The sequence below is a fragment of the Kineosporia rhizophila genome, from assembly GCF_021277265.1.
Lineage (GTDB): Bacteria > Actinomycetota > Actinomycetes > Actinomycetales > Kineosporiaceae > Kineosporia > Kineosporia rhizophila.
Genome location: NZ_JAJSOH010000007.1, coordinates 246893 through 266411, shown reverse-complemented (window position 1 = coordinate 266411; position 19519 = coordinate 246893). Strand labels below are relative to the sequence as shown.

Here is a 19519-nt window from a genome sequence, read left to right as displayed (position 1 = left end):
CCTTCCGACAGAGCCCGGTGAGGTTACCAGCGAGAACCGTGCGCGGTTCGGTGCACCTGGAGGCAGACCCTCATTCGTACGAATAGAACCCCTGCCCGCTCTTGCGCCCGAGCAGCCCCGCCTCGACCATGCGCAGCAGCAGCGGGGGTGGCGCGTAGAGCGGCTCCTTGAACTCCTCGTACAGCGACCGGGCGACCGCCGCCGTGGTGTCGAGCCCGATCAGGTCGGCCAGCCGCAACGGCCCCTGCGGGTGCGCCGCCCCGCGCACCAGCGCCTCGTCGATGTCCTCGGCGGAGGCGAAACCCGACTCGACCATCCGCACCGCGGAGAGCACGAACGGGATCAGCAGCGCGTTGACCACGAAGCCGGCCCGGTCGGCGCTGCGCACGGCGTGCTTGCCCAGCACGTCCTGGGCGAAGGCCGTGGCCCGCTGGACGGTCTCGTCCGCGGTACGCAGGCCGGGCACGATCTCGACCAGGGACAGCACCGGCACCGGGTTGAAGAAGTGCACGCCGACCACGCTCGCGGGCCGCTGGGTGGCGGCGGCCAGGCGGGTGATCGGAATTGAGGACGTGTTGCTCGCCAGGATCGCGTCGGTGGCCGTCACGATGCGGTCGAGCTGGGTGAAGAGCGCGGTCTTGAGCTCCTCGTCCTCCACGATCGCCTCGATCACGATCTCGCGGTCGGCCAGGGCGCCGAGGTCGTCCACCACCTGGATGCGCTGAAGCACCTCGGCGGCGGAGTCGATCTTGCCCTTGGCCTCGGCCCTCTCCAGCGAGGCGCGCAGCCGGTCCAGCCCGGCCTGCACCCGGTGCTGGTCGGACTCGACCACGACCACGTCCTGGCCGGCCCGGGCCGACACCTCCGCGATCCCCGCCCCCATCAAGCCGCATCCGACCACACCGACGCGCATCCGACGTCCTCCCGTTCGTGTTCGCTGGTGCGCCCACCGTTCCAAACCGGAGGGCGGGCGTCCATGCCTGTTACTGGGACGGCCGTCACGAGTCTCGACAGGTGCCCGGTGACGGTCGTAGCCTGCTTGGGCATCCAATAGTTGGACGTCCAAGTTTATCCGGAGGCAGCGCCGTGGTCGGTCTCAGCAGTCAGGGCACCCCGGTCCGCTTCGTCACCGCCGCCAGCCTGTTCGACGGGCACGACGCCTCGATCAACATCATGCGCCGCATCCTGCAGGCCCAGGGCTGCGAGGTCATCCACCTGGGGCACGACCGCTCGGTCGACTCGGTGGTGGCCGCGGCCGTGCAGGAGGACGTGCACGGCGTCGCGATCAGCTCGTACCAGGGCGGGCACCTGGAGTACTTCGGCTACCTGGTCGACCTGCTGGCCGAGCGGGGCGCGCCGGACGTGCGGGTGTTCGGGGGCGGCGGCGGGGTGATCGTGCCGGACGAGATCAAGCAGCTGCGCGAGAAGGGCGTGCTGATCTTCTCCCCCGAGGACGGGCAGCGTCTGGGCCTGGCCGGGATGATCAGCTCGGTGGTCGCGGCCGCCGACCGGGACCTCACCGCCTCCGCGCCCGACCTGGCCTCGGTCCGCTCCGGCGACGACCAGGCCCTGGCCCGGGCCATCTCGGTGATCGAGGCGGGCAAGGCCGAGAGCACGTGGCTGAGCGCCGTACGGGAACACGGTGGAACTGCCCAGGTTCCGGTGCTGGGGATCACCGGCACCGGGGGCTCGGGCAAGTCGTCGCTCACCGACGAGCTGATCCGCCGCCTGCGCACCGACCAGCAGGACAAGCTCCGGATCGCGGTGATCGCCGTCGACCCCAGCCGGCGCCGCGGCGGAGGGGCCCTACTGGGTGACCGGATCCGGATGAACTCGCTGCAGCCGGGACGCACCTTCTTCCGCTCACTGGCCACACGCGGCGCCGGCGGCCAGGTGCCGCAGTACCTGCCCGACGTGGTGAACGCCTGCCAGGCAGCCGGTTACGACTTGGTGATCGTGGAGACGCCCGGGATCGGGCAGGGCGACTCCGGCATCGTGGACCTGGCCGACGTGTCGCTGTACGTGATGACACCGGAGTTCGGCGCCGCCTCGCAGCTCGAGAAGATCGACATGCTCGACTACGCCGACGTGGTGGCGATCAACAAGTTCGAGCGGCGCGGGGCGCAGGACGCCCTGCGGGACGTGTCGAAACAGGTTGCCCGCAACCGCGAGGCCTTCGGGGTGCCGTGGGAGCAGATGCCGGTCTTCGGCACCAGCGCTGCCCAGTTCAACGACGACGGGGTCACGGCGCTGTACCAGCATCTGCGGGGCCTGCTGGCCGAGCGCGGGCTGGCCGTGTCGGAGGGCGTGCTGCCCGCGGTCTCGGTCCGGATGTCGTCGCACTCGGCGGCCGTCGTGCCTGCCGATCGGGTGCGGTATCTGGCCGAGATCGCCGAGACGACGAGGAAGTACCGGCGGCAGACCAGCGAGATGGCCGAGGCCGCCCGCAAGGCCCAGCACCTCAGCACCGCCCTGGCCGAACTCGCCGAACTCGCCGAATCCGGCGAACCGCACGAAACTCTTCGAGCGCTCGCCGAGACCGCCGGGCAATCGGTGCCCACCGACGTCCGCAAGCAGTTGACCGAATGGCCCGAGACCGTCAAAGCCTACGCACAGGAACAGTTCACCACCGACGTCCGTGGCCGCCAGATCGTGACCGGGCTGCGCCGCACCACCTTGTCGGGCACCGGCGTCCGCCGCGTGTCCCTGCCCAGGACCACCGACCACGGCGACCTCGTGCACTACTTCCGCGAAGAAAACCTCCCCGGCGTCTTCCCCTTCACCGCAGGTGTTTTCCGCTTCAAGCGCGACGCCGAGTCGCCGGCCCGGATGTTCGCCGGCGAAGGCGACGCGATGCGCACCAACCGGCGCTTCCACCTGCTCGCCAAGGGCCAGCCCGCCACCCGCCTCTCCACCGCGTTCGACTCGGTCACGCTGTACGGCCGCAACCCCGACCTACGCCCGGACATCTACGGCAAGGTCGGCACGTCGGGCGTGAGCATCGCCACGCTCGACGACATGAAGGACCTGTACGCAGGTTTCGACCTGTGCGCCCCCACCACCTCGGTGTCGATGACCATCAACGGCCCGGCCCCGGCCATTCTGGCGATGTTCCTGAACACCGCGATCGACCAGCAGCTCCAGGCCCGTCCGGAGGAGGACCCGGCCGCGGTGAGGGCCCGGGTGCTGCAGACCGTGCGGGGCACCGTCCAGGCCGACATCCTGAAGGAGGACCAGGGGCAGAACACCTGCATCTTCAGCACCGAGTTCGCGCTGCGGGCGATGGCCGACGTGCAGGAGTGGTTCATCAGCAACCGGGTGCGCAACTTCTACTCCGTCTCGATCAGCGGCTACCACATCGCCGAGGCCGGGGCCAACCCGATCAGCCAGCTCGCCTTCACCCTGGCCAACGGATTCACCTACGTGGAGAGCTATCTCGCCCGCGGCATGGCGATCGACGACTTCGCCCCCAACCTGTCGTTCTTCTTCAGCAACGGCATGGACGCCGAGTACACCGTGCTCGGCCGGGTGGCCCGCCGGATCTGGGCGGTGGCGATGCGCGAACGCTACGGCGCGGGTGAGCGCAGCCAGAAGCTGAAGTACCACGTGCAGACCTCGGGCCGCTCGCTGCACGCCCAGGAGATGAACTTCAACGACATCCGGACCACCCTGCAGGCCCTGTGCGCGCTCTACGACAACGCGAACTCGCTGCACACCAACGCCTACGACGAGGCGGTGACCACCCCCACCGAGCAGTCGGTGCGCCGGGCCCTGGCGATCCAGCTGATCATCGACGCCGAGTGGGGCCTGTCGATGAACGAGAACCCGCTGCAGGGCTCCTACGTGGTGTCCGAACTGACCGACCTGGTGGAGGAGGCGGTGCTGGCCGAGTTCGAGCGGATCAGCGAACGCGGCGGGGTGCTGGGCGCGATGGAGACCGGTTACCAGCGCGGGAAGATCCAGGACGAGTCCATGCTGTACGAGCAGCGCAAGCACGACGGTTCGCTGCGGCTGATCGGGGTGAACACGTTCCTGCCGCCCGAGGACGAGGTCGCCGAGGTGGGCCCGGCCGGCCTGATCCGGGCCACCGAGGCCGAGAAACGCTCACAGCTGGAGCGGCTCAGCGCCTTCCACGAGCGGCACCGCGAGCAGGCACCGGCCGCGCTGGAGCAGCTGCGCCGGACGGCGGCCGAGGGCGGCAACGTGTTCGAGGCCCTGATGCAGGCCGTACGCTGCTGCTCCCTCGGCCAGATCACCGAGGCCTTCTTCGAGGTCGGCGGCCAGTACCGCCGCAATGTGTAAGGGGTTACGAGGTTGGCCAAGCTGCCGTTCGATCCGATTGCCGAGGCCCGGCGCAACTGGGAAGAGCACGGCTGGCACCAGGCCGCGCCGGGGATGGCCGCCGTCACCTCGGTCGTGCGGGCCCAGCAGATCATGATGGCCCGGGTGGAGGAGACGCTGCGCCCGCACGACCTGACTTTCGCCCGCTACGAACTGCTGCAGCTACTGGCCTTCACCCGTACCGGCGCCCTGCCCCTTTCGCGCATCGGCGACCGGCTGCAGGTGCACCCCGCCAGCGTGACCAACGCCGTGGACCGGTGCGAACAGCGCGACCTGGTGCGGCGCGTCCGCCACCCCACCGACCGCCGCACCACGCTGGCCGAGATCACCGACGCCGGGAGGGAACTGGTGACGAAGGCCACCGACAGCCTGAACCGTGAGGTCTTCACGGCGCTGGGGCTGGCGGCCGAGGATCTCGACGTGCTCAACGACGTTCTGCGGCGGTTCCGGAAGGCGCACGGCGACTACGACGAAGCCTGAACGTGGTCTTGCCTGCCGTTGGCTCGAAGCCGGGGCCGTGCGGGCCGGTCCTTGATGTGTACAACGTGTACACATGGGACACAACGACTCCGGGTACATTCGACATCCCTTGGCCAGCTGTCCGCCCGGCGCGCTACACTCGAACACATGTTCGAAGCCGGTCGTCCGCTGCTGCACGCCGATGCGGACTGCTTCTTCGCCTCGGTGGCCCTGCGCCGTCGGCCCGACCTGCGGGCCCGCCCGGTCGCGGTGGTCAATCACGTGTTCGTTGCCAGCGCCAACTACCCGGCGCGGGCGGGCGGCGTGCGCTCGGCCATGCTGGTTCAGGAGGCTCGGCACCGCTGCCCCGAACTGGTGGTGCTGGACGTTCCGTACGCCGAGGTCGAGGAGGTGGGCGATGCGCTCTTCGAGATCTTCCATCGCTTCGCCCCGGCCGTGGAGCCCGGCTCCGTGGAAGAGGCCTTTCTCGATGTCGGTGCCGAGGACTGGCCGGCGGCGCTGGACACGGCCCAGGCTTTACGTAAGCAGGTGCAGCAGGAACTGGGCATCACGGTCAGCGTCGGGGTCGGGCGTACCAAGCTGATGGCCAAGCTGGCCTCCCGCGCAGCCAAGCCCGATGGCCTGTATTCCATTGCGCTGCAGGACGAGCCGCAGCTGCGGGCGGATCTGCCGATCGGCCAGGTCTGGGGCGTGGGCCAGAAGACGTTCGCCCGCCTGGAGAATCTGGACGTGCAGCGCCTGGCCGATCTGGACCGCATCCCCCGCGCCCAACTGCAGCAGGTCTGCGGCACCACCATGGCCCGCCGCCTGTGGCAGATCCGGGCCGGCACCGACGACGCCCGCGTGCGACCGGTGCGGCACCGCGACTCACTCAGCGCCGAGTCGTCGATCGCCGGCTACGGGCGGCCCGACCACAGCCCTGAGCAGTTGCTGACGCTTTGCCTCGAACGGGTGCTGCACCGTGCCGAGAAGGCTGGGCTGGTGGGCAACGGTCTCACGCTCACGCTGCAACCGGCCGGTGAGGAGTTGCCGTTGCGGCGAAAACAGTCCGGTTTCACGGCCACCGCCGACCGCTCGGCGTGGCAGTCCGCCGCCGACCGGTTGCTGCACGCGGGGCCGGTGCCGCCGTTGGCCGGGTTGCGGGTCACGCTCACCGGGCTGCTTCCGGCCGATCAGGTGCCGCAGACCTTGTTCTGAACGGCGACCATGCGCCGACGTAAATGCTGGCAGACCGGTGGGGGCACCGGTCTTGGCCGACGTAAATGCAGGGCTGTGACTGGCTGCGACACCGGGCAGGACCCGACAGCGACACAAGGCCTGGCCCCGAGGCCACACCCCAGCCGGGCCTACGGCGATGCAGAGCCGGACTATCGGTGACACTGAGCCGGACCATCGGCGACGCATGCCGGGCTCAGCGCCGGTGCCAGGCCGGTGCCAGGCCGGTGCCAGGCCGGTGCCAGGCCGGTGCCAGGCCGGTGCCAGGCCGTGCTGCCGTGCTGCCGTGCTGCCGTGCTGCCGTGCTGCCGTGCTGCCGTGCTGCCGTGCTGCCGTGCTGCCGTGCTGCCGTGCTGCCGTGCTGCCGTGCTGCCTTACGTGTGCCCCCAGACGGATTTGAACCGCCGACCTTCTCGTTCGTAGCGAGACGCGCTCTCCAGCTGCGCCATGGGGGCCTGCCTTGCGCTTCCGGCCGAGGACTCGAACCTCGATCAACGGGTTCAGAGCCCGTCGTGCTGCCTCTTGCACCAGCCGAAAAGGGAAATCGCGTGCGGGCGGAGGGAGTCGAACCCCCACAGCCGAGGCGGCGGCTTTACAGGCCGTTGGGCTCAACCACATGCCCAGTGCGCCCGCTCGGTGAACATCTTGACGAGTCACCCGGCCGGCTTCCGCACTCCACGAGAAAGCGCCGCCGCCGGGCGATCCCGGCGACGGCGCTCTGCGTGCTCCTGATCTGTGCTCAGGACACGGAAAGGCCTCGTCGGGAACGGGTTCGACGATACGACCGGTAACGGTCGCGGCGCTGCCCGGACGGCTGGCGCACGGTCTGCTGCGACATCGTCCCGCTCCTCTCAGATCGTTCGAACTGGCCGGAACTCCCGGCGCTGGAACAGCATGGCATTCGATCCTTACTGCGCGCCAGGGATTATCCGCCCGGCGAGCTGCTGCACTCCCGGGCCGCGCAGATCTTCCAGGTAGGCCGCCCGCCCGGCCATCACCATGACCAACGCCGTGGTCGAACCGGTCACCAGCGGCCCCTCCCCCACGGCGAACGCGCTGTCTTCGGCCTCCAGCCGCAACCCACGCCGCACGGTGGCCCCCTTCACCGTGAAATCCCGCGCGGCGTAACACCGGGCCACCTCGGCTGCCGCCGCCGGCGAGGGCATGGTGGTCAGCCCGAGCGGCCGGCGGATGTCCTGCGCGTGCACTATCACCTCGCCCAGCCACATGCCGGTCTCGCCCCAGGTGGACGTGGTGCTGTCGACCACCTGGCGGAACTGCGCCAGGGTGCTGGTCTCGTCCGGCCCCAGCCGTTCGGTCAGTCGGCGACGGTTGTGCAGGTCGAAGTCGAAGCGGGCCCCGAGCACGCTGGCCAGCCACCGCCAGGGACCGGTACTGGCCGCGGCGGTCAGGTGCGCGGCCGTCTCGCGGACCGTCCACTCCCCGCACAGCGACCGGGTGTTCCAGGCCGCCCGGTCGAGGGTGGCGAGATCAGCGGCGAGAGAACGGCGTTCAGCAGCGGCCAGGGCCCAGACGTCGATGCTGGAGAGCGGGGAGGTCGTCATACCGGTTCCGACTGCGGCCGAACGCCGAACTCATCGGCCGAGAACGTTTCGTTCCGGCCTGAAGTGTTCCGGCGGCATGCTGACTGCCATGCGAACCGTGCCCTCCGAGGTCCTCGACGACCCCCGCTTCACTGTTCCCAGCGCCTCGGCGGCCCAGGGCGTCGGATGGTTGCGCGCACACTCGCCCCGCTTCACCGACGGAGCCGCTCACCGACGTCCTCAAACAGCTGTTGCCCAGGTACTGAACACCCTTGGCCCCCTGCCGAACGCCCCCTCCCCCACGCATTCGTTGCTACGGGCCCTTGGTCTGCCCGACCGTTGGGAGACCGAAGTAAGGACGGTCGCGGCGGCCTGGCAGCCGCACTCGCCTCAGTCTGCGGAGGCCGATGCGGCGGCCGACCAATTGGTGGACGTGTGTGGTGGCCGCACTGAGGTAGGTGCGGCCACGGCTTGTCTGCTGGTTCAGGCGCACATCCCCACCGCCGAACTGGCCCGCAATCCGGAGTCGGCGCCGGTGCCGTTCACCCGGCGGGTGGGGCCGGACGGTGATGAGGTGCTGGTGGACCTGACGGATGCCTGGTTCGGCCGGGGGCCGCACGCCTGCCCCGGCGAACACCTCGCCCGCGCCCTGGCCGCCACCAGCGTCCCCGCATTCGCCGCCCTGCACCGCCCCGGGCAGCCATTCGTTCTGCCCAACGCCTGGGACGTTGCCTCGGCGGTGTTGCTGGCCCAGGCCGGATTCGCTGCCGTAGGAACGACCAGCCTCGGTATCGCTGCGGCCCACGGCCTGCCCGACGCCACCCGGGCCGGGAGAGAGCACACCCTGAGCCTGGCCCGGCAGATCACGACACTGGGCCTGACCATGCTGACCGTCGACCTGGAAGACGGTTTCACCGATGATCCGGCCGAGCTCGCCGACCTGGCCGCGGAACTGGCCGGGTTGGGCGTGCGCGGGATCAACCTGGAAGACGCCACGGCCGGTGAACTGGTCGATCCGCGACACCATGCCGCCAAGATCGCCGCGGTGAAGGCCACAGCCCCGGACCTGTTCGTCAATGCCCGCACCGACACGTTCTGGCTGGGAATGGAACGTTCCTCCACCACGGCCCGACTGCAGGCGTATCAGGACGCCGGGGCCGACGGGGTGTTCGTGCCCGGCCCACTGACCGACGGCGACATTGCCGCCCTGGTGAAGGGCCAGCCGCTGAACGTACTGGCCTCGCCCCGGCACACCCGGACCCGCCTGGCCGAGCTCGGGGTTGCACGGATCAGCACCGGCTCGCTGCTGTACCGCCAGGCGCTGAGCGCGGCCCTCGACACGGCCCGCGATCTGGCCCAGGACCGGCCTGCGCCGGATGTTGCCATCGGCTATGGCCAGGTTGCGGATGTGATGAGCATTCAGCCGGGCGGGTAGGGCCTGACCGGCTCGGGGCGGGGCCGGGATAGTCTGCCGGGGCCAGAACGAGTCCGGGACCAGGTGCATGGAGGCTGAAGTGGGTGGCAGCGCCGAACCCGCTGACGAGCCGGCTACCGAACCGGCTAATGAACCGGCTGACGAGACGACGGCCGAGAAGGCCCTGAGGACCGCTGCCGGGCCCGGGGCGCTGCTCGACGCCGAGCGGATCGAGTTCTTCCGCCGGATGCGCGACGACTTCACCCGTTTCGAGATGGAGTACCGCTGGGCCGTGCAGGAGATCCTGACCAAGGTCTCGATCCTGCGCGAGGAGTTCCTGCAGCTGCACCGCTACAACCCGATCGAGCACGTCAACTCCCGGGTGAAGTCCCCGGCCAGCATCCTGGGCAAGGCCGCCCGGCGCGGGGTGCCGCCCAGCCTGCCCGCGATCCGCAAGCACATCACCGACATCGCCGGCGTGCGGATCACCTGCAGCTTCCGGGCCGACACCTACCGCGTGCTGGAGACCCTGACCTCGCAGGACGACGTGCGGCTGATCCAGGTGAAGGACTACATCGCCGAGCCGAAGCCGAACGGGTACAAGAGCCTGCACGCGATCGTCGAGATCCCGGTGTTCCTGTCCACCGGCCCGGTCCCGGTGATCGTCGAGCTGCAGCTGCGCACCATCGCGATGGACTTCTGGGCCAGCCTGGAGCACAAGATCTTCTACAAGTACGACCGGGAGGTGCCCGGCCACCTGCGGGACGACCTGAAGCAGGCCGCGGACGCGGCCGAGCAGCTCGATCTGCGGATGGAGCAGCTGCACCACGAGGTGCACGGCGTGCACGGCCGCTCCGACCTGCCGGTGGGCCCGGACATCGACAACGACCTGCTGGAGCGGCTCTGGCAGCTGTCGCTGGACACCCGGCCCGAGACCGGCTGAAGCCCGCCGCTCCTGGTCGGAGGAACGACGGGCTCCGGTTTCGGGACCGCGTGGAGCAGGACCGCTCAGCGACCGTAGCCGGCCGGGTCGGCCACGTGGCGGTGGTCGACGTCGTCGTCGCCCTCGACGTCCTGGGCGAACAGGGCCGAGCCGGCGGCCCAGATCACCGCGCCGATCAGGGCGACCCAGACGCCGTACTGCACCTCGAGGTTCTCACCCCGCTCGAGGGCGCCCATCGGGTCGATCGCGAAGGCCAGGGACTGCAGGGCGGCCGCGACGGCGACGGCCAGGGACACCAGGGTCAGACCGCGGTGCTGGTTGCGGTGGGCCCGCTGGTAGGCCAGGCCGAGGGCGACGAGCAGGCCGATGCCCAGGTAGGCGATGAACGGGATCAGCGAGTCCGTCTCATAACCACTGTAAACCGTTGCATCGTCGGTGTTCTCGACCCAGTCGAGGAACGGCGACACATTGAGCACGACGATGCCGAGCGCGGCCACGGCCAGACCGGTGGGCCGGGCCTTGCGGGTACGGAAGGTGGTGGGCAGGCCGGAATCCGAGGTCATGATGTGAGGGACCTTTCGAGCTGCAGGAACGGTCGGCCGGTAGAGGCGGTGACCGTTGTCTCCCCCTTTGTTCGAGGTGAGGAAATCCTGTCAGTTCGTCCGGCGACCACCACTCGAAAGGGCCCCGTCCGGCGCGGAGTGCAGCGAAGCGGCCGGATCCGGGCAGTTCAGCCGACCGCGCAGAGCATCTGCAATTTCTCGTAACTGTCGGTGCCGGGCGCGGCCGTGTACACCAGCAGCGTCTGGTGCTGCTCGGGGTCGACCAGGGTCTGGCACTGCAGGTCGAGCACGCCGAGTTGTGGGTGGGAGAAACGCTTTCCGTCGTAGCCCAGGCCCACCTCGTGATCAGCCCAGTACGCGGCGAACTCTGGGCTGCGCTCCAGCAGCTCTTCGACGTATTCGGCCACCCTCGGCAACTTTCGCCCGTACAGCTCCCGCATACCCGCCGCATACGTACGGCTGTGCATTTCGTGGTCTTCCGGTGGATAGATGCGCCGGGCCTCGGGTTCGGTGAACCAGCGGTAGCCCAGGCTGCGGGCCTTGCCCACCCAGCGGGTGTCGTCGCCGATCAGGGCGATCGCGGGCCGGGTCTGCCGCAGCGTCTCGCCCAGGTGGTTCAGCACCTGGGCCGGAGTGTCCTCCAGCCGGTCGAGGATCCGCATCAGCCCGGGCGTGATGTGGTCGCCCCGCAGTTGGCGCTGCGGCACGGGATGCCCACCGACCTGGAACAGGTGGTCGCGCTCGGCCAGGGACAGGTGCAGGCCGCGGGCGAGCGCGGCGAGCATCTGGGCCGAGGGCTGAGGGCCGCGCTGCTGCTCGATCCGGCTGTAGTAGTCGGCCGAGATACCGCACAGCGCAGCCACTTCCTCACGACGCAGCCCGTCGGTGCGCCGGCGCTGGCCACGCGGCAGGCCGACATCTTCGGGTTGCAGGGCCTCCCGCCGTTTGCGCAGGAAGTCGGCCAACTGGGCGCGGTCCATGTCTGCCAGTCTCCTCGATCAGAGGCCGGCCTTCGAGACCGAGGGGAACGACACCCCGGCGAGCTGCTCGGAGACCTCCCAGATGCGAGCCGCCTCGGTCTCACTGCGCAGGGGACGGTAGAGCTTCTGCTCAGCCGGCGCCCCGGAGAGGTGACCGAGCCCTCGAGGCCCGTACATCCGTCCTCCATTGGATTCTGGGCCGACCGCCGCCATGAGGGCGGGCAGCCCGGCGGAGTCGATGGTGCCGACCAGCAGCCCTCGCTCGGACAGGGCCTGGATCATCCGCCCGCCGAAGGTGGCCTGCGGGCGGCCGATCTCCGGGCGGGCCTTGAGCAGGTTGGTCGGGGCGATGCCGGGGTGGGCGATGTTGCTGGTGATCCCCCAGCCCTGGGCCTGCGAGCGCCGGTGCAGCTCCAGCCCGAACAGGCCGAACGCGATCTTGGACTGCCCGTAGGAACGCTGCCCGTGGTACAAGCGCTCCCAGTTCAGGTCGTCCCAGTTGATCCGGCCCCGCTGCGCGGCGACGCTGGTCTGCGAGGTGACCCGGGCGTGCCCGGCCCGCAGCAGCGGCATCAGCCCGGCGACCAGGGCGAAGTGGCCCAGATGGTTGCTGCCGAACTGCAGTTCGAAGCCGTCGGCGGTGGTCTGCCGGTCGGGCGGGGTCATCACGCCGGCGTTGTTGATCAGGAGGTGGATCGGCCGGCCCTCCTGGTTCAGCCCGGCCGCGAGCGCGGCCACCGACTCCAGCGACGACAGGTCCAGGTCACGCAGACCGAGGACGGCTTGTGGCTGGGTCTTCCGGATCTGGGCGATCGCGGCCTCGCCCTTGCGTCGATTGCGGACGGGCATGAGGACTTCGGCTCCCGCGGCGGCCAGGCGGGTGGCCAGTCCCAGACCGACGCCGTCGCTGGCACCAGTGACCACGGCGAGACGTCCGGAGAGGCTGGGGAGGGTGAGGTCGGGGCGGGTGCGGGCCATCAGGGGTTCCTCGCTTGTCGTCGGGCTGTTCGTGCTTGCCCTTCGAGTCTGCTGGCCCGCCCGGCCGGTTATCCACGGTCAGTCGATCCCTGTCTAGGGCCGGCCTAGAGCACGACCGCTCCCACCAGCGCGGCGCCGATCACCACGGCCCAGGGCGGCGCGGCCCAGCGGGTCAGCAGCACGTAGGCGGCCACCGCCAGGGCCAGAGCCCGCACCGAGGTGATGCCTTCGGTGAAGACCGGGTCGTACAGGGCGGCCGCGAGCAGGCCGACCACCCCGGCGTTCACGCCCATCAGGGCCGAGCGGGCGTTCGGGAGCCGGCGCAGCGACGTCCAGAACGGCAGGGCGCCGACCACGAGCAGGGCCGCGGGCAGGAAGATGGCCACGATGGCCACCAGCACACCGGGCAGGCCGTCGGTGAGGGCGCCCAGGTAGGCCGCGAAGGTGAACAGCGGACCCGGAACGGCCTGCGCGGCACCGTATCCGGCGAGGAACTCGTCGTGCCCGACCAGGCCGGTGGGCACGAGCTCGGATTCCAGCAGCGGGAGCACCACGTGGCCGCCACCGAACACCAGAGCCCCGGCGCGGTAGAAGATCTCGGCCAGGCGCAGCAGGCCGCCGTTGGCCAGTAGGGGCAGCACGATCAGGAGCGCCCCGAAGAGGGCCAGGCAGGTCAACGCGACCGGATGGGAAACCTTCACTTCGAGCGCGTTCTCGTCGCCGGGTGAGACTTCGGCGGCCTCGCGCCGCAGCCAGGCCAGGCCCAGACCGGCGGCCACGGCAATGATCACGATCTGTGCCCAGGGGCCGGTGACCAGCAGGGCCGCGATGGTGGCGGCCCCGGCCACGGTGGCCCGCTTGCGGTCGGGGGCGAGCGAGCCGGCCATGCCCATCACCGCCTGGGCGACCACCGCCACGGCGGCCGCCTTCAGCCCGAGGATCCAGCCGGCGTGGGCCAGGTCGCCGAACTCGGTCACTAAGTAGGCGAAGACGGCCAGGGCGAGCGCGGAGGGCAGAGTGAAGGCCACCCAGGCGGCCAGCATTCCGGCGTATCCGGCCCGCTGCAGGCCCAGCGCCATGCCGACCTGGCTGGAGGCGGGGCCGGGCAGAAACTGACACAGCGCCACCACGTCGGCGTAGGCCTGCTCGGTGAGCCACTTGCGGCGCACCACCAGCGCCTCACGGAAGTAGCCCAGGTGAGCTACCGGCCCGCCGAACGAGGTCAGGCCCAGCTGCAGGAAGGCGGCGAACACCTCGCCGGGAGTACCCGGATGCCTACGCAGCTCGGGCTCGATGGGCGGGTCGGACAGGTCGGGCCGGTCGGTCATGGCGTGCAGCTTGACCGCTCGAAATGGTTCAGTCAATCTTGAACCAATGTCCATCGAGCAAACATCACGGCAGCTCCGGGCCCGGCGCCACGCCGCCCTGGGCGATGTCACCCGCCTGTACATCGTCGACCTGCTGGCGGTGGGCGACCGGTCGGCCGGGCAGGTCCGGGCCGAGCTCGGCATCCCGGCCAACCTGCTCACCCACCACCTGAACGTGCTCGGTCAGGCCGGCCTGATCGGTGAGAACCGTTCTGAGGGCGATGGGCGGCGCAAGTACCTTCATCTGACCCCGGAGGCCCTGGAGGCCGGAGAGCTCCCCGCGCCGATCCGGGCCCGGCGCCTGCTGTTCGTGTGCACCGGCAACACCGCCCGCTCACCCCTGGCCGCCGCCCTCTGGCAACAGCTCAGCCCGGTTCCCGCCACCTCGGCCGGGGTCGTCCCGGCTCCCCGGGTGTCCGAGGACTTTCTGGCCGTGGCAGCCGGGCACGGGCTCAGCCTCGAGCAGCACCGGCCCCGGGCCATCGACGAGGTCACCGAAACCGGCGACCTCGTCGTGACCCTGTGCGACCGGGCCCACGAGAAGCTGGGGCTGCAGACCGGCCTGCACTGGTCGGTGCCCAACCCCAGCCCGGCCGGAACCCGCCAGGCCTACGAGACGGCCTACGCCGAGATCGACCGCCGCGTGCGGGTTCTGCTGCCGCACCTGCAGGCCGCCTGAGCGCTCAGGCCATGCTCACGAACTCGTCCCAGAAGCGGATCACCACCAGACAGAACACGGTGAGGTACCAGACCACCAAGGGCACGGCCGGCACCGTCGCGAGAGCCGAAACCCACGTGGACCGGCGATTTCCCGCTTTGCCGACCACCGACGTCCTCAAATTGTGCAGAGTGACGAACCAGAAGACGGGTGCGGTCACCGCCCACACCACCATGCAGTAGGGGCACAGGGCACCGATTTCGTAGAGCGTTTGATAGATCAGCCAGTGCACGAAGGCGAAACCGGCCGTGACTCCGGCCTGTAGGCCGATCCAGAACCAGGCCCGCACCTGGGCCCCGGCCAGAAGGGCCGCGCCGGTGGCGATCAGCAGCGGGAACCCGGCGATGCCGAGCAGGGGGTTGGGGAGGCCGAATGCGGCGGCCTGCTCGCTGGACATCACCGGCCCGCAGCTGAGCACCGCATTGACACTGCAACTGGGCACGTAGCCGGGATCGGTGAGCAGGTGCACCTTTTCCACCATCAGGGTGAAGGAGGCGGCCAGCCCGATCGATCCACCGACCAGGAGCAGCAGGGCCAGGTTCCGGGTCTCAGTTCGCATCGGCCAGGGCCTGGTCGATGGCGGCCCGGAAGGCCTCGATGCTGTCGGGCTCGAAGGGCTCACCGTTCAGGAAGAACGAGGGCGTGCCCTGGAGGCCGAGGTCCGTGCCGTCCTGCACGTCCTGGTCGATCCGCTTCTGGGTGGCCGGATCCTTGACCGCCTCGTCGTACTCGGCCAGGTCGAGGCCCAACTCGTCGGCATACGTGCGGAACAGCGGCGCCTGGTCCGCGGTGCCGTTGCCCCACTGCCCCTGGGTCTCGAAAAGCCGCTTGTACATGGCCTCGAACTGCCCCTGATCGGCCGCCGCCTCGGCTGCGCGGGCCGCGTTCTGGGCGTTGGCGTGCATGGGCAGGGGGAACTGGCGCACCACGAAGGTCACCTGTCCGGCGTAGGCCTGGCGCAGGTCTTCGATGTACGGGTGGAAGGCCCCGCAGGAGGGGCACTCGAAGTCGAGGAACTCGACCAGGGTCACCTCGGTCCGGCCGGGTTCGCCCAGTACATGCGAGGTGTCGCGGACGACCTGCCCCTGACCGGTGCTGGTGGCGGCCTGGGACGGCTCGCTGCGCGAGGCCGACCAGACGAAGGCGGAGACGACGAACAGAAGGACGACGGCGACCAGGGCACCGGAAAGCTTGAGGTTGCGGGACATGACTTTTCCTTCCGTACCCGGAATCCGGGCAGGACGAAGTTCGATGTGGCGAGAAGAGGAAAGACGGCTGCGTGAGCCGGAAACGCGGTCTACAGACCGAGGGCCGGCGCCATCGGTGGACCGCGCCGCGGCGTGGAACGAACCAGCCTCTCCAGCGCCTGGGCCCGGCGGGCGCGGCACGAAACCAGCTGCCGCAGGCCGAAGATGCGCGACTGCACGCGCGGCGCGAGGGCGCAGACCACGAACCGCTCGAGCGCCTGCCGGGTCTGCCGCAGGGCGAGCACCACCAAGAGGGCGATCAGCACCCGCAGGCCGACCACCACGAGCCCGCGCCAGCCGAGATCACCGGCACAGCCGAGGATTCCGTCGGGTGCCGTACAGCCCCGGGGAAGCTGCACCCCGGCCCGGCCGAGCACCTCGAGCCCGTGGTGCAGCCCGTACTGGGCCGAGCCGAGCACCATGGCCTCGACCGCCAGCCAGGGGCCGCGCCGATCGCTGATCAGCAGCAGCACGCAGACGCTGATCAGGCCCACGGCCAGGGAGGCGAACAGCGGGGAGGCCAGCGAGGCGCACAGATAGCCCACGGCCAGCAGTCCGAGCACGCCCGGGATCACGAAACGGGCAGGGCTGAGCGCGGCTCCAGGTCGGGCCCCGCTCTTCACAGCCGCATGATAGCCACGGCGCCTGTGAAGAGGGGATCAACGGGAGGGGCAGCGGCGCAGGAAGGCCGTGCCCAGGCGGGCGTCCCGCTCGAGAAGCACGGCGCTCACGACCATGAACACGATGAACAGAACAGTGAAGGTGATCCGTCGCGGACCGGGATCGTCGAAGGCACCGAACCCTTGCACTACAGCCAGAGGCAGGAAGTTGAGCACGAGACCGCGCTGCGATCTCAGCGTCATCGCCGCCAGCCGCAGTTCGCCCACCTCAGTCGCGTCCTCGCTCTTGCCGGGATCACGCAGCAGTGCCCGGATCCGGGCCTTCCGGGCTCGGTTCGGGGTCACGTCCCGGGTCTGCAGACCCAGAGCCAAGCGTTCGCGGTCGATCTCCCGGTTGCTCCGGACCGCCCGGACTATGCCGTACACGGCCAGAGCCACTGCGGCGACCAGCACCACTGCATGGGCCGCGATCAGCAGACCGTCAGAGCTCACATTGCCGGGCAAACCGTCCATCTGCGTACTTCACCGCAAGATCAACTGCCCGCAACCTGAGAAACAGCACAGGACGACAACTGTTGTTTATCGCCGCAGGTCAGGCGTGTGCGATCATGTGCGGTCACCCGTGCAGCAAACCGCGGGATCCACCACGACCTGCAGTAACCGCTCAGAGAGGACCGCCCCCACGTGGCGTCCCAAACCCGTTCCCGTGTCCCGGTCGTCCTGCTCGTCGAGGACGACCCCGGCGACGTACTGATGATCACCGAAGCTCTCGAACGCGCGAGCACCCCACCGGACCTGCACGTCGCCGGTGACGGGCAGGCCGCGCTGGAGTTCCTGCGGCGCGAGGGCCCGCACGCCGGCGCCCCCCGGCCGGACCTGATCGTGCTCGACCTGAACATGCCCCGGCTCGACGGCCGTGAGGCCCTGACCGCGATCAAGTCCGAGGAACGGCTGCGGGCCATCCCGGTGGTCGTCTTCACCACCTCGGACGCCGAGTCCGACGTCCTGGCCAGCTACCACCGGCACGCGAGCGCGTTCGTGACCAAGCCGCTGGACCTGGACAAGCTGGAGGCCGTGGTCGATCAGATCAACCACTTCTACACGGACGTCTCCACCGTTCTGCCGCACGACCCCCGGCACGCCTGAGGCTGCGGGCCGGTGCCCCGACCTCACCGGCCCTCAGCCCGGCGGACCATCCGGACAACCAGATCGGCACCGAGCGCGTTTGAGGGAACACACACCGCCGTCGTAGTGGGGTTCCCGATCATGGACGCACGTGCGCACCTACGCCGAACCGGTCTCGTTGTCATCCTGCTGGCGCTGATCACCGGGGCCGGCCCGGCCTCGACCGCCGCCTCGCGCGGGGGCGACTGGGGGCAGACCGATCACGACGCCGCCCGCAGCCGCAGCAGCACCGCTCCCTCCCAGCTCACCCCCTCCACCGTCACCGGGGTACGGGCTCAGCAGAAGTTCACCGGTGGCCCGGTGGCCTGCGAGACGGAAAAGGGCTTCGAAGGCGCCCCCGTGGTCAGCGGCAACCGCCTCTACGCCCTGCGCACCCGGCAGATCTCCGGCACCGTCACCGTCTGGCTGACCGCCCGCAGTCTCCGCTCCGGCGCCCTGATCTGGCAGAAACAGGTAGACGCCACCGGCGACAACACCCAATGGGGCGAATTGACCGTCAGCGGCGACCGACTCCTGGCGGTCGGCCTGAACTGCCGCCCACCCATAGCCACACAGGGCCGGGTGCACGCCTTCTCTACCAGTGACGGCCGCCGGCTCTGGCAGAGCCGCGAACCGGGCCCCTGGTCGTGGCTCTCGGTCTCCGGGCGGCACGTCGTGACTACCGGAAGCAGCGTTGAGGGCGGCTATTCGGCCGTCCTCGACGTGCGCGACGGCTCCACCTCATGGGTGAAGTTCAGCCCCGGCTGCGGAGCCGGCCTACCCGTGGTGGTCCGTTCCGCGCTGATCATGACGCACTGCCGCGCATCCGGCCCTTCCGCTGTGGCCTCCCGCCGGCTCAGCGACGGGCGGATCCTCTGGAAGAACACCGGCCGGGTGCCGCTCGTCCCGATCCGGGCCGCGGCCGACGGTTCGGTCGTCATCACCGGCGACAGCCGCTTCCTCCCGGTCACCGTGGCCGCTCTCAACGCCCGGACCGGCGCCCTCCGGTACCGGCTGAAGACCGAGGCCGTGCTCGCGGTCGGTCCGGAACTGCTGTTCACCCGTTGTGGCAACGCGGTGTGCGATCATGCCCGGCTCAGCGGCGAACGGGTCTGGCAGACCCGGCTACCCGCAGGGGCGAGCGAACCAGCGGTCGTGGCCGCGGGCGTCCTCTATCTGGCCGACGGGACCGTGATCGACGCCGACAGCGGGGCGGTCCTGGGTGACCTGTGGAAGGGCACCGCCGACGAGCTCACGGTCGCCCGCGACCGGGTGGTGGTCACGACCGGCGCCACAATGACGGTGTACGGCCGGTGACCCGCGGCTAAAGGTCGCCTTCCTGGCTCCTTTTCCGGAAGGCGATCATGTTCATCCGGTTGCCGCAGCGCACACTGCAGAAGCGTTTGGAGCCGTTGCGCGAGAGGTCGAGCAGCAGCCCGGTGCAGTCTCCGGCCGCGCACACCCGCAGCCGGCCGCCTGCATCGGTCCGGATCACGTCGACGAAGGCCAGCGCCGCCTCCACCTGCATGCGCACGGCCAGGGGCGCCTGCGGGTCGACGCCGTGCAGGTGCCAGTCGGAACCGCCGTGGCGAACCAGTTGCGGCAGGGCCCCGGCCTCGCGCAGCAGCCGGTTGACCTCGGCGACAGCAGCGTCGCGTTCCAGCATCCAGAGCCGGCGCAGCTGCGTGCGGGTCTCGCGCACGGCCTGCAGCTCGGCCTCGTCGCGGTCGAAGCGGCCGGAGAACACGTAGCGCCCGAGGATCGCGGCCAGGTCGGCCACCGTGGCCAGTTCGTCGTGCCCGCTGCGGCTGGCGCCCGGATCGGTGTTGCCGAGCTCGACGAGGAACTCCAGCGCCTCCTCGGTGTCAGGGGCAAAATGCAAGTTGACTCCTTACCGGACGACTCCTAGCGTCATGAGCATAAGGCTCTTCGCTCCTGACCATCC

General features: G+C 69.9%; 19 protein-coding genes and 2 tRNA genes. 8 read left to right on the top strand and 13 right to left on the bottom strand.

What is annotated here, in order from left to right; translation table 11 throughout:
- Positions 1-70: 70 nt before the first annotated feature.
- The gene (locus LWF15_RS13605) at positions 71-913 is read right to left on the bottom strand and encodes a 3-hydroxybutyryl-CoA dehydrogenase (protein WP_232811031.1); all 843 of its coding nucleotides are present in this window, start codon (positions 911-913) and stop codon (positions 71-73) included.
- Positions 914-1086: 173 nt separating this feature from the next.
- On the opposite strand from LWF15_RS13605, the gene icmF reads away from it, so the two are divergent.
- From icmF to LWF15_RS13590, 3 genes are all read left to right on the top strand, one after another.
- Complete coding sequence (icmF, locus tag LWF15_RS13600; RefSeq protein ID WP_232811029.1) at positions 1087-4302, top strand: fused isobutyryl-CoA mutase/GTPase IcmF; 3216 nt, start codon at positions 1087-1089, stop codon at positions 4300-4302.
- 12 nt (positions 4303-4314) lie between these two features.
- On the top strand, positions 4315-4821 hold the full coding sequence (locus tag LWF15_RS13595; RefSeq protein ID WP_232811027.1) for a MarR family winged helix-turn-helix transcriptional regulator: 507 nt from the start codon (positions 4315-4317) through the stop codon (positions 4819-4821).
- 147 nt (positions 4822-4968) lie between these two features.
- Positions 4969-6018, top strand: coding sequence for a Y-family DNA polymerase (locus LWF15_RS13590; protein ID WP_232811025.1), 1050 nt, complete (start codon positions 4969-4971; stop codon positions 6016-6018).
- A gap of 399 nt (positions 6019-6417) precedes the next feature.
- Here the strand turns inward: LWF15_RS13590 and LWF15_RS13585 are convergent.
- The 3 genes from LWF15_RS13585 to LWF15_RS13575 form a co-directional block, all read right to left on the bottom strand.
- Positions 6418-6491, bottom strand: a tRNA-Arg gene (locus LWF15_RS13585).
- 10 nt (positions 6492-6501) lie between these two features.
- A tRNA-Gln gene (locus LWF15_RS13580) sits at positions 6502-6573 on the bottom strand.
- A gap of 371 nt (positions 6574-6944) precedes the next feature.
- A complete protein-coding gene (locus LWF15_RS13575) occupies positions 6945-7601 on the bottom strand; it encodes a maleylpyruvate isomerase family mycothiol-dependent enzyme (RefSeq protein ID WP_232811022.1) in 657 nt (218 codons plus the stop codon).
- Positions 7602-7689: 88 nt separating this feature from the next.
- Here LWF15_RS13575 and LWF15_RS13570 point away from each other — a divergent pair, with 88 nt between their 5' ends.
- Positions 7690-9015: an isocitrate lyase/PEP mutase family protein gene (locus LWF15_RS13570; protein WP_232811021.1), complete on the top strand. Its 1326-nt coding sequence runs from the start codon at positions 7690-7692 to the stop codon at positions 9013-9015.
- A gap of 226 nt (positions 9016-9241) precedes the next feature.
- Positions 9242-9937, top strand: a complete 696-nt coding sequence (locus tag LWF15_RS13565) for a GTP pyrophosphokinase (protein ID WP_408623195.1) — start codon at positions 9242-9244, stop codon at positions 9935-9937.
- Positions 9938-10002: 65 nt separating this feature from the next.
- Here the strand turns inward: LWF15_RS13565 and LWF15_RS13560 are convergent, their stop codons facing one another.
- The 4 genes from LWF15_RS13560 to chrA form a co-directional block, all read right to left on the bottom strand.
- Positions 10003-10500: a hypothetical protein gene (locus LWF15_RS13560; protein WP_232811018.1), complete on the bottom strand. Its 498-nt coding sequence runs from the start codon at positions 10498-10500 to the stop codon at positions 10003-10005.
- Positions 10501-10667: 167 nt separating this feature from the next.
- Complete coding sequence (locus LWF15_RS13555; protein WP_232811017.1) at positions 10668-11480, bottom strand: helix-turn-helix transcriptional regulator; 813 nt, start codon at positions 11478-11480, stop codon at positions 10668-10670.
- A gap of 18 nt (positions 11481-11498) precedes the next feature.
- A complete protein-coding gene (locus LWF15_RS13550; protein ID WP_232811015.1) occupies positions 11499-12458 on the bottom strand; it encodes an SDR family oxidoreductase in 960 nt (319 codons plus the stop codon).
- Between the two features lie 104 nt (positions 12459-12562).
- Positions 12563-13786: a chromate efflux transporter gene (chrA, locus tag LWF15_RS13545; protein ID WP_232811013.1), complete on the bottom strand. Its 1224-nt coding sequence runs from the start codon at positions 13784-13786 to the stop codon at positions 12563-12565.
- Positions 13787-13832: 46 nt separating this feature from the next.
- On the opposite strand from chrA, the gene LWF15_RS13540 reads away from it, so the two are divergent.
- Positions 13833-14504, top strand: a complete 672-nt coding sequence (locus LWF15_RS13540) for an arsenate reductase/protein-tyrosine-phosphatase family protein (RefSeq protein ID WP_232811005.1) — start codon at positions 13833-13835, stop codon at positions 14502-14504.
- Positions 14505-14508: 4 nt separating this feature from the next.
- On the opposite strand, the gene LWF15_RS13535 is transcribed toward LWF15_RS13540, so the two are convergent.
- From LWF15_RS13535 to LWF15_RS13520, 4 genes are all read right to left on the bottom strand, one after another.
- Positions 14509-15102: a vitamin K epoxide reductase family protein gene (locus LWF15_RS13535; protein WP_232811003.1), complete on the bottom strand. Its 594-nt coding sequence runs from the start codon at positions 15100-15102 to the stop codon at positions 14509-14511.
- Entirely contained in the window at positions 15092-15751 is a 660-nt protein-coding gene (locus LWF15_RS13530; protein ID WP_232811000.1) for a DsbA family protein, read from the bottom strand. The genes LWF15_RS13535 and LWF15_RS13530 overlap by 11 nt, the downstream gene beginning before the upstream one ends.
- Positions 15752-15840: 89 nt before the next feature.
- The gene (locus LWF15_RS13525) at positions 15841-16413 is read right to left on the bottom strand and encodes a hypothetical protein (protein WP_232810998.1); all 573 of its coding nucleotides are present in this window, start codon (positions 16411-16413) and stop codon (positions 15841-15843) included.
- Positions 16414-16449: 36 nt separating this feature from the next.
- A complete protein-coding gene (locus LWF15_RS13520; RefSeq protein WP_232810996.1) occupies positions 16450-16923 on the bottom strand; it encodes a hypothetical protein in 474 nt (157 codons plus the stop codon).
- Between the two features lie 171 nt (positions 16924-17094).
- Here LWF15_RS13520 and LWF15_RS13515 point away from each other — a divergent pair, with 171 nt between their 5' ends.
- Positions 17095-17556, top strand: coding sequence for a response regulator (locus tag LWF15_RS13515; protein ID WP_232810995.1), 462 nt, complete (start codon positions 17095-17097; stop codon positions 17554-17556).
- 120 nt (positions 17557-17676) lie between these two features.
- On the top strand, positions 17677-18891 hold the full coding sequence (locus tag LWF15_RS13510; RefSeq protein WP_232810993.1) for an outer membrane protein assembly factor BamB family protein: 1215 nt from the start codon (positions 17677-17679) through the stop codon (positions 18889-18891).
- 7 nt (positions 18892-18898) lie between these two features.
- On the opposite strand, the gene LWF15_RS13505 is transcribed toward LWF15_RS13510, so the two are convergent.
- Complete coding sequence (locus LWF15_RS13505) at positions 18899-19456, bottom strand: CGNR zinc finger domain-containing protein (protein ID WP_232810991.1); 558 nt, start codon at positions 19454-19456, stop codon at positions 18899-18901.
- Positions 19457-19519: the final 63 nt, after the last annotated feature.

Coding starts and splice junctions, on each gene's coding strand:
- LWF15_RS13570 (WP_232811021.1), top strand. CDS start 7,690: ATGCGAACCGTGCCCTCCGAGGTCCTCGACGACCCCCGCTTCACTGTT.
- LWF15_RS13550 (WP_232811015.1), bottom strand. CDS start 12,458: ATGGCCCGCACCCGCCCCGACCTCACCCTCCCCAGCCTCTCCGGACGT.
- LWF15_RS13510 (WP_232810993.1), top strand. CDS start 17,677: ATGGACGCACGTGCGCACCTACGCCGAACCGGTCTCGTTGTCATCCTG.
- LWF15_RS13565 (WP_408623195.1), top strand. CDS start 9,242: ATGCGCGACGACTTCACCCGTTTCGAGATGGAGTACCGCTGGGCCGTG.
- LWF15_RS13535 (WP_232811003.1), bottom strand. CDS start 15,102: ATGCGAACTGAGACCCGGAACCTGGCCCTGCTGCTCCTGGTCGGTGGA.
- LWF15_RS13540 (WP_232811005.1), top strand. CDS start 13,833: ATGTCCATCGAGCAAACATCACGGCAGCTCCGGGCCCGGCGCCACGCC.
- LWF15_RS13575 (WP_232811022.1), bottom strand. CDS start 7,601: ATGACGACCTCCCCGCTCTCCAGCATCGACGTCTGGGCCCTGGCCGCT.
- LWF15_RS13520 (WP_232810996.1), bottom strand. CDS start 16,923: ATGGACGGTTTGCCCGGCAATGTGAGCTCTGACGGTCTGCTGATCGCG.
- LWF15_RS13530 (WP_232811000.1), bottom strand. CDS start 15,751: ATGTCCCGCAACCTCAAGCTTTCCGGTGCCCTGGTCGCCGTCGTCCTT.
- LWF15_RS13605 (WP_232811031.1), bottom strand. CDS start 913: ATGCGCGTCGGTGTGGTCGGATGCGGCTTGATGGGGGCGGGGATCGCG.
- LWF15_RS13560 (WP_232811018.1), bottom strand. CDS start 10,500: ATGACCTCGGATTCCGGCCTGCCCACCACCTTCCGTACCCGCAAGGCC.
- LWF15_RS13590 (WP_232811025.1), top strand. CDS start 4,969: ATGTTCGAAGCCGGTCGTCCGCTGCTGCACGCCGATGCGGACTGCTTC.
- LWF15_RS13555 (WP_232811017.1), bottom strand. CDS start 11,480: ATGGACCGCGCCCAGTTGGCCGACTTCCTGCGCAAACGGCGGGAGGCC.
- chrA (WP_232811013.1), bottom strand. CDS start 13,786: ATGACCGACCGGCCCGACCTGTCCGACCCGCCCATCGAGCCCGAGCTG.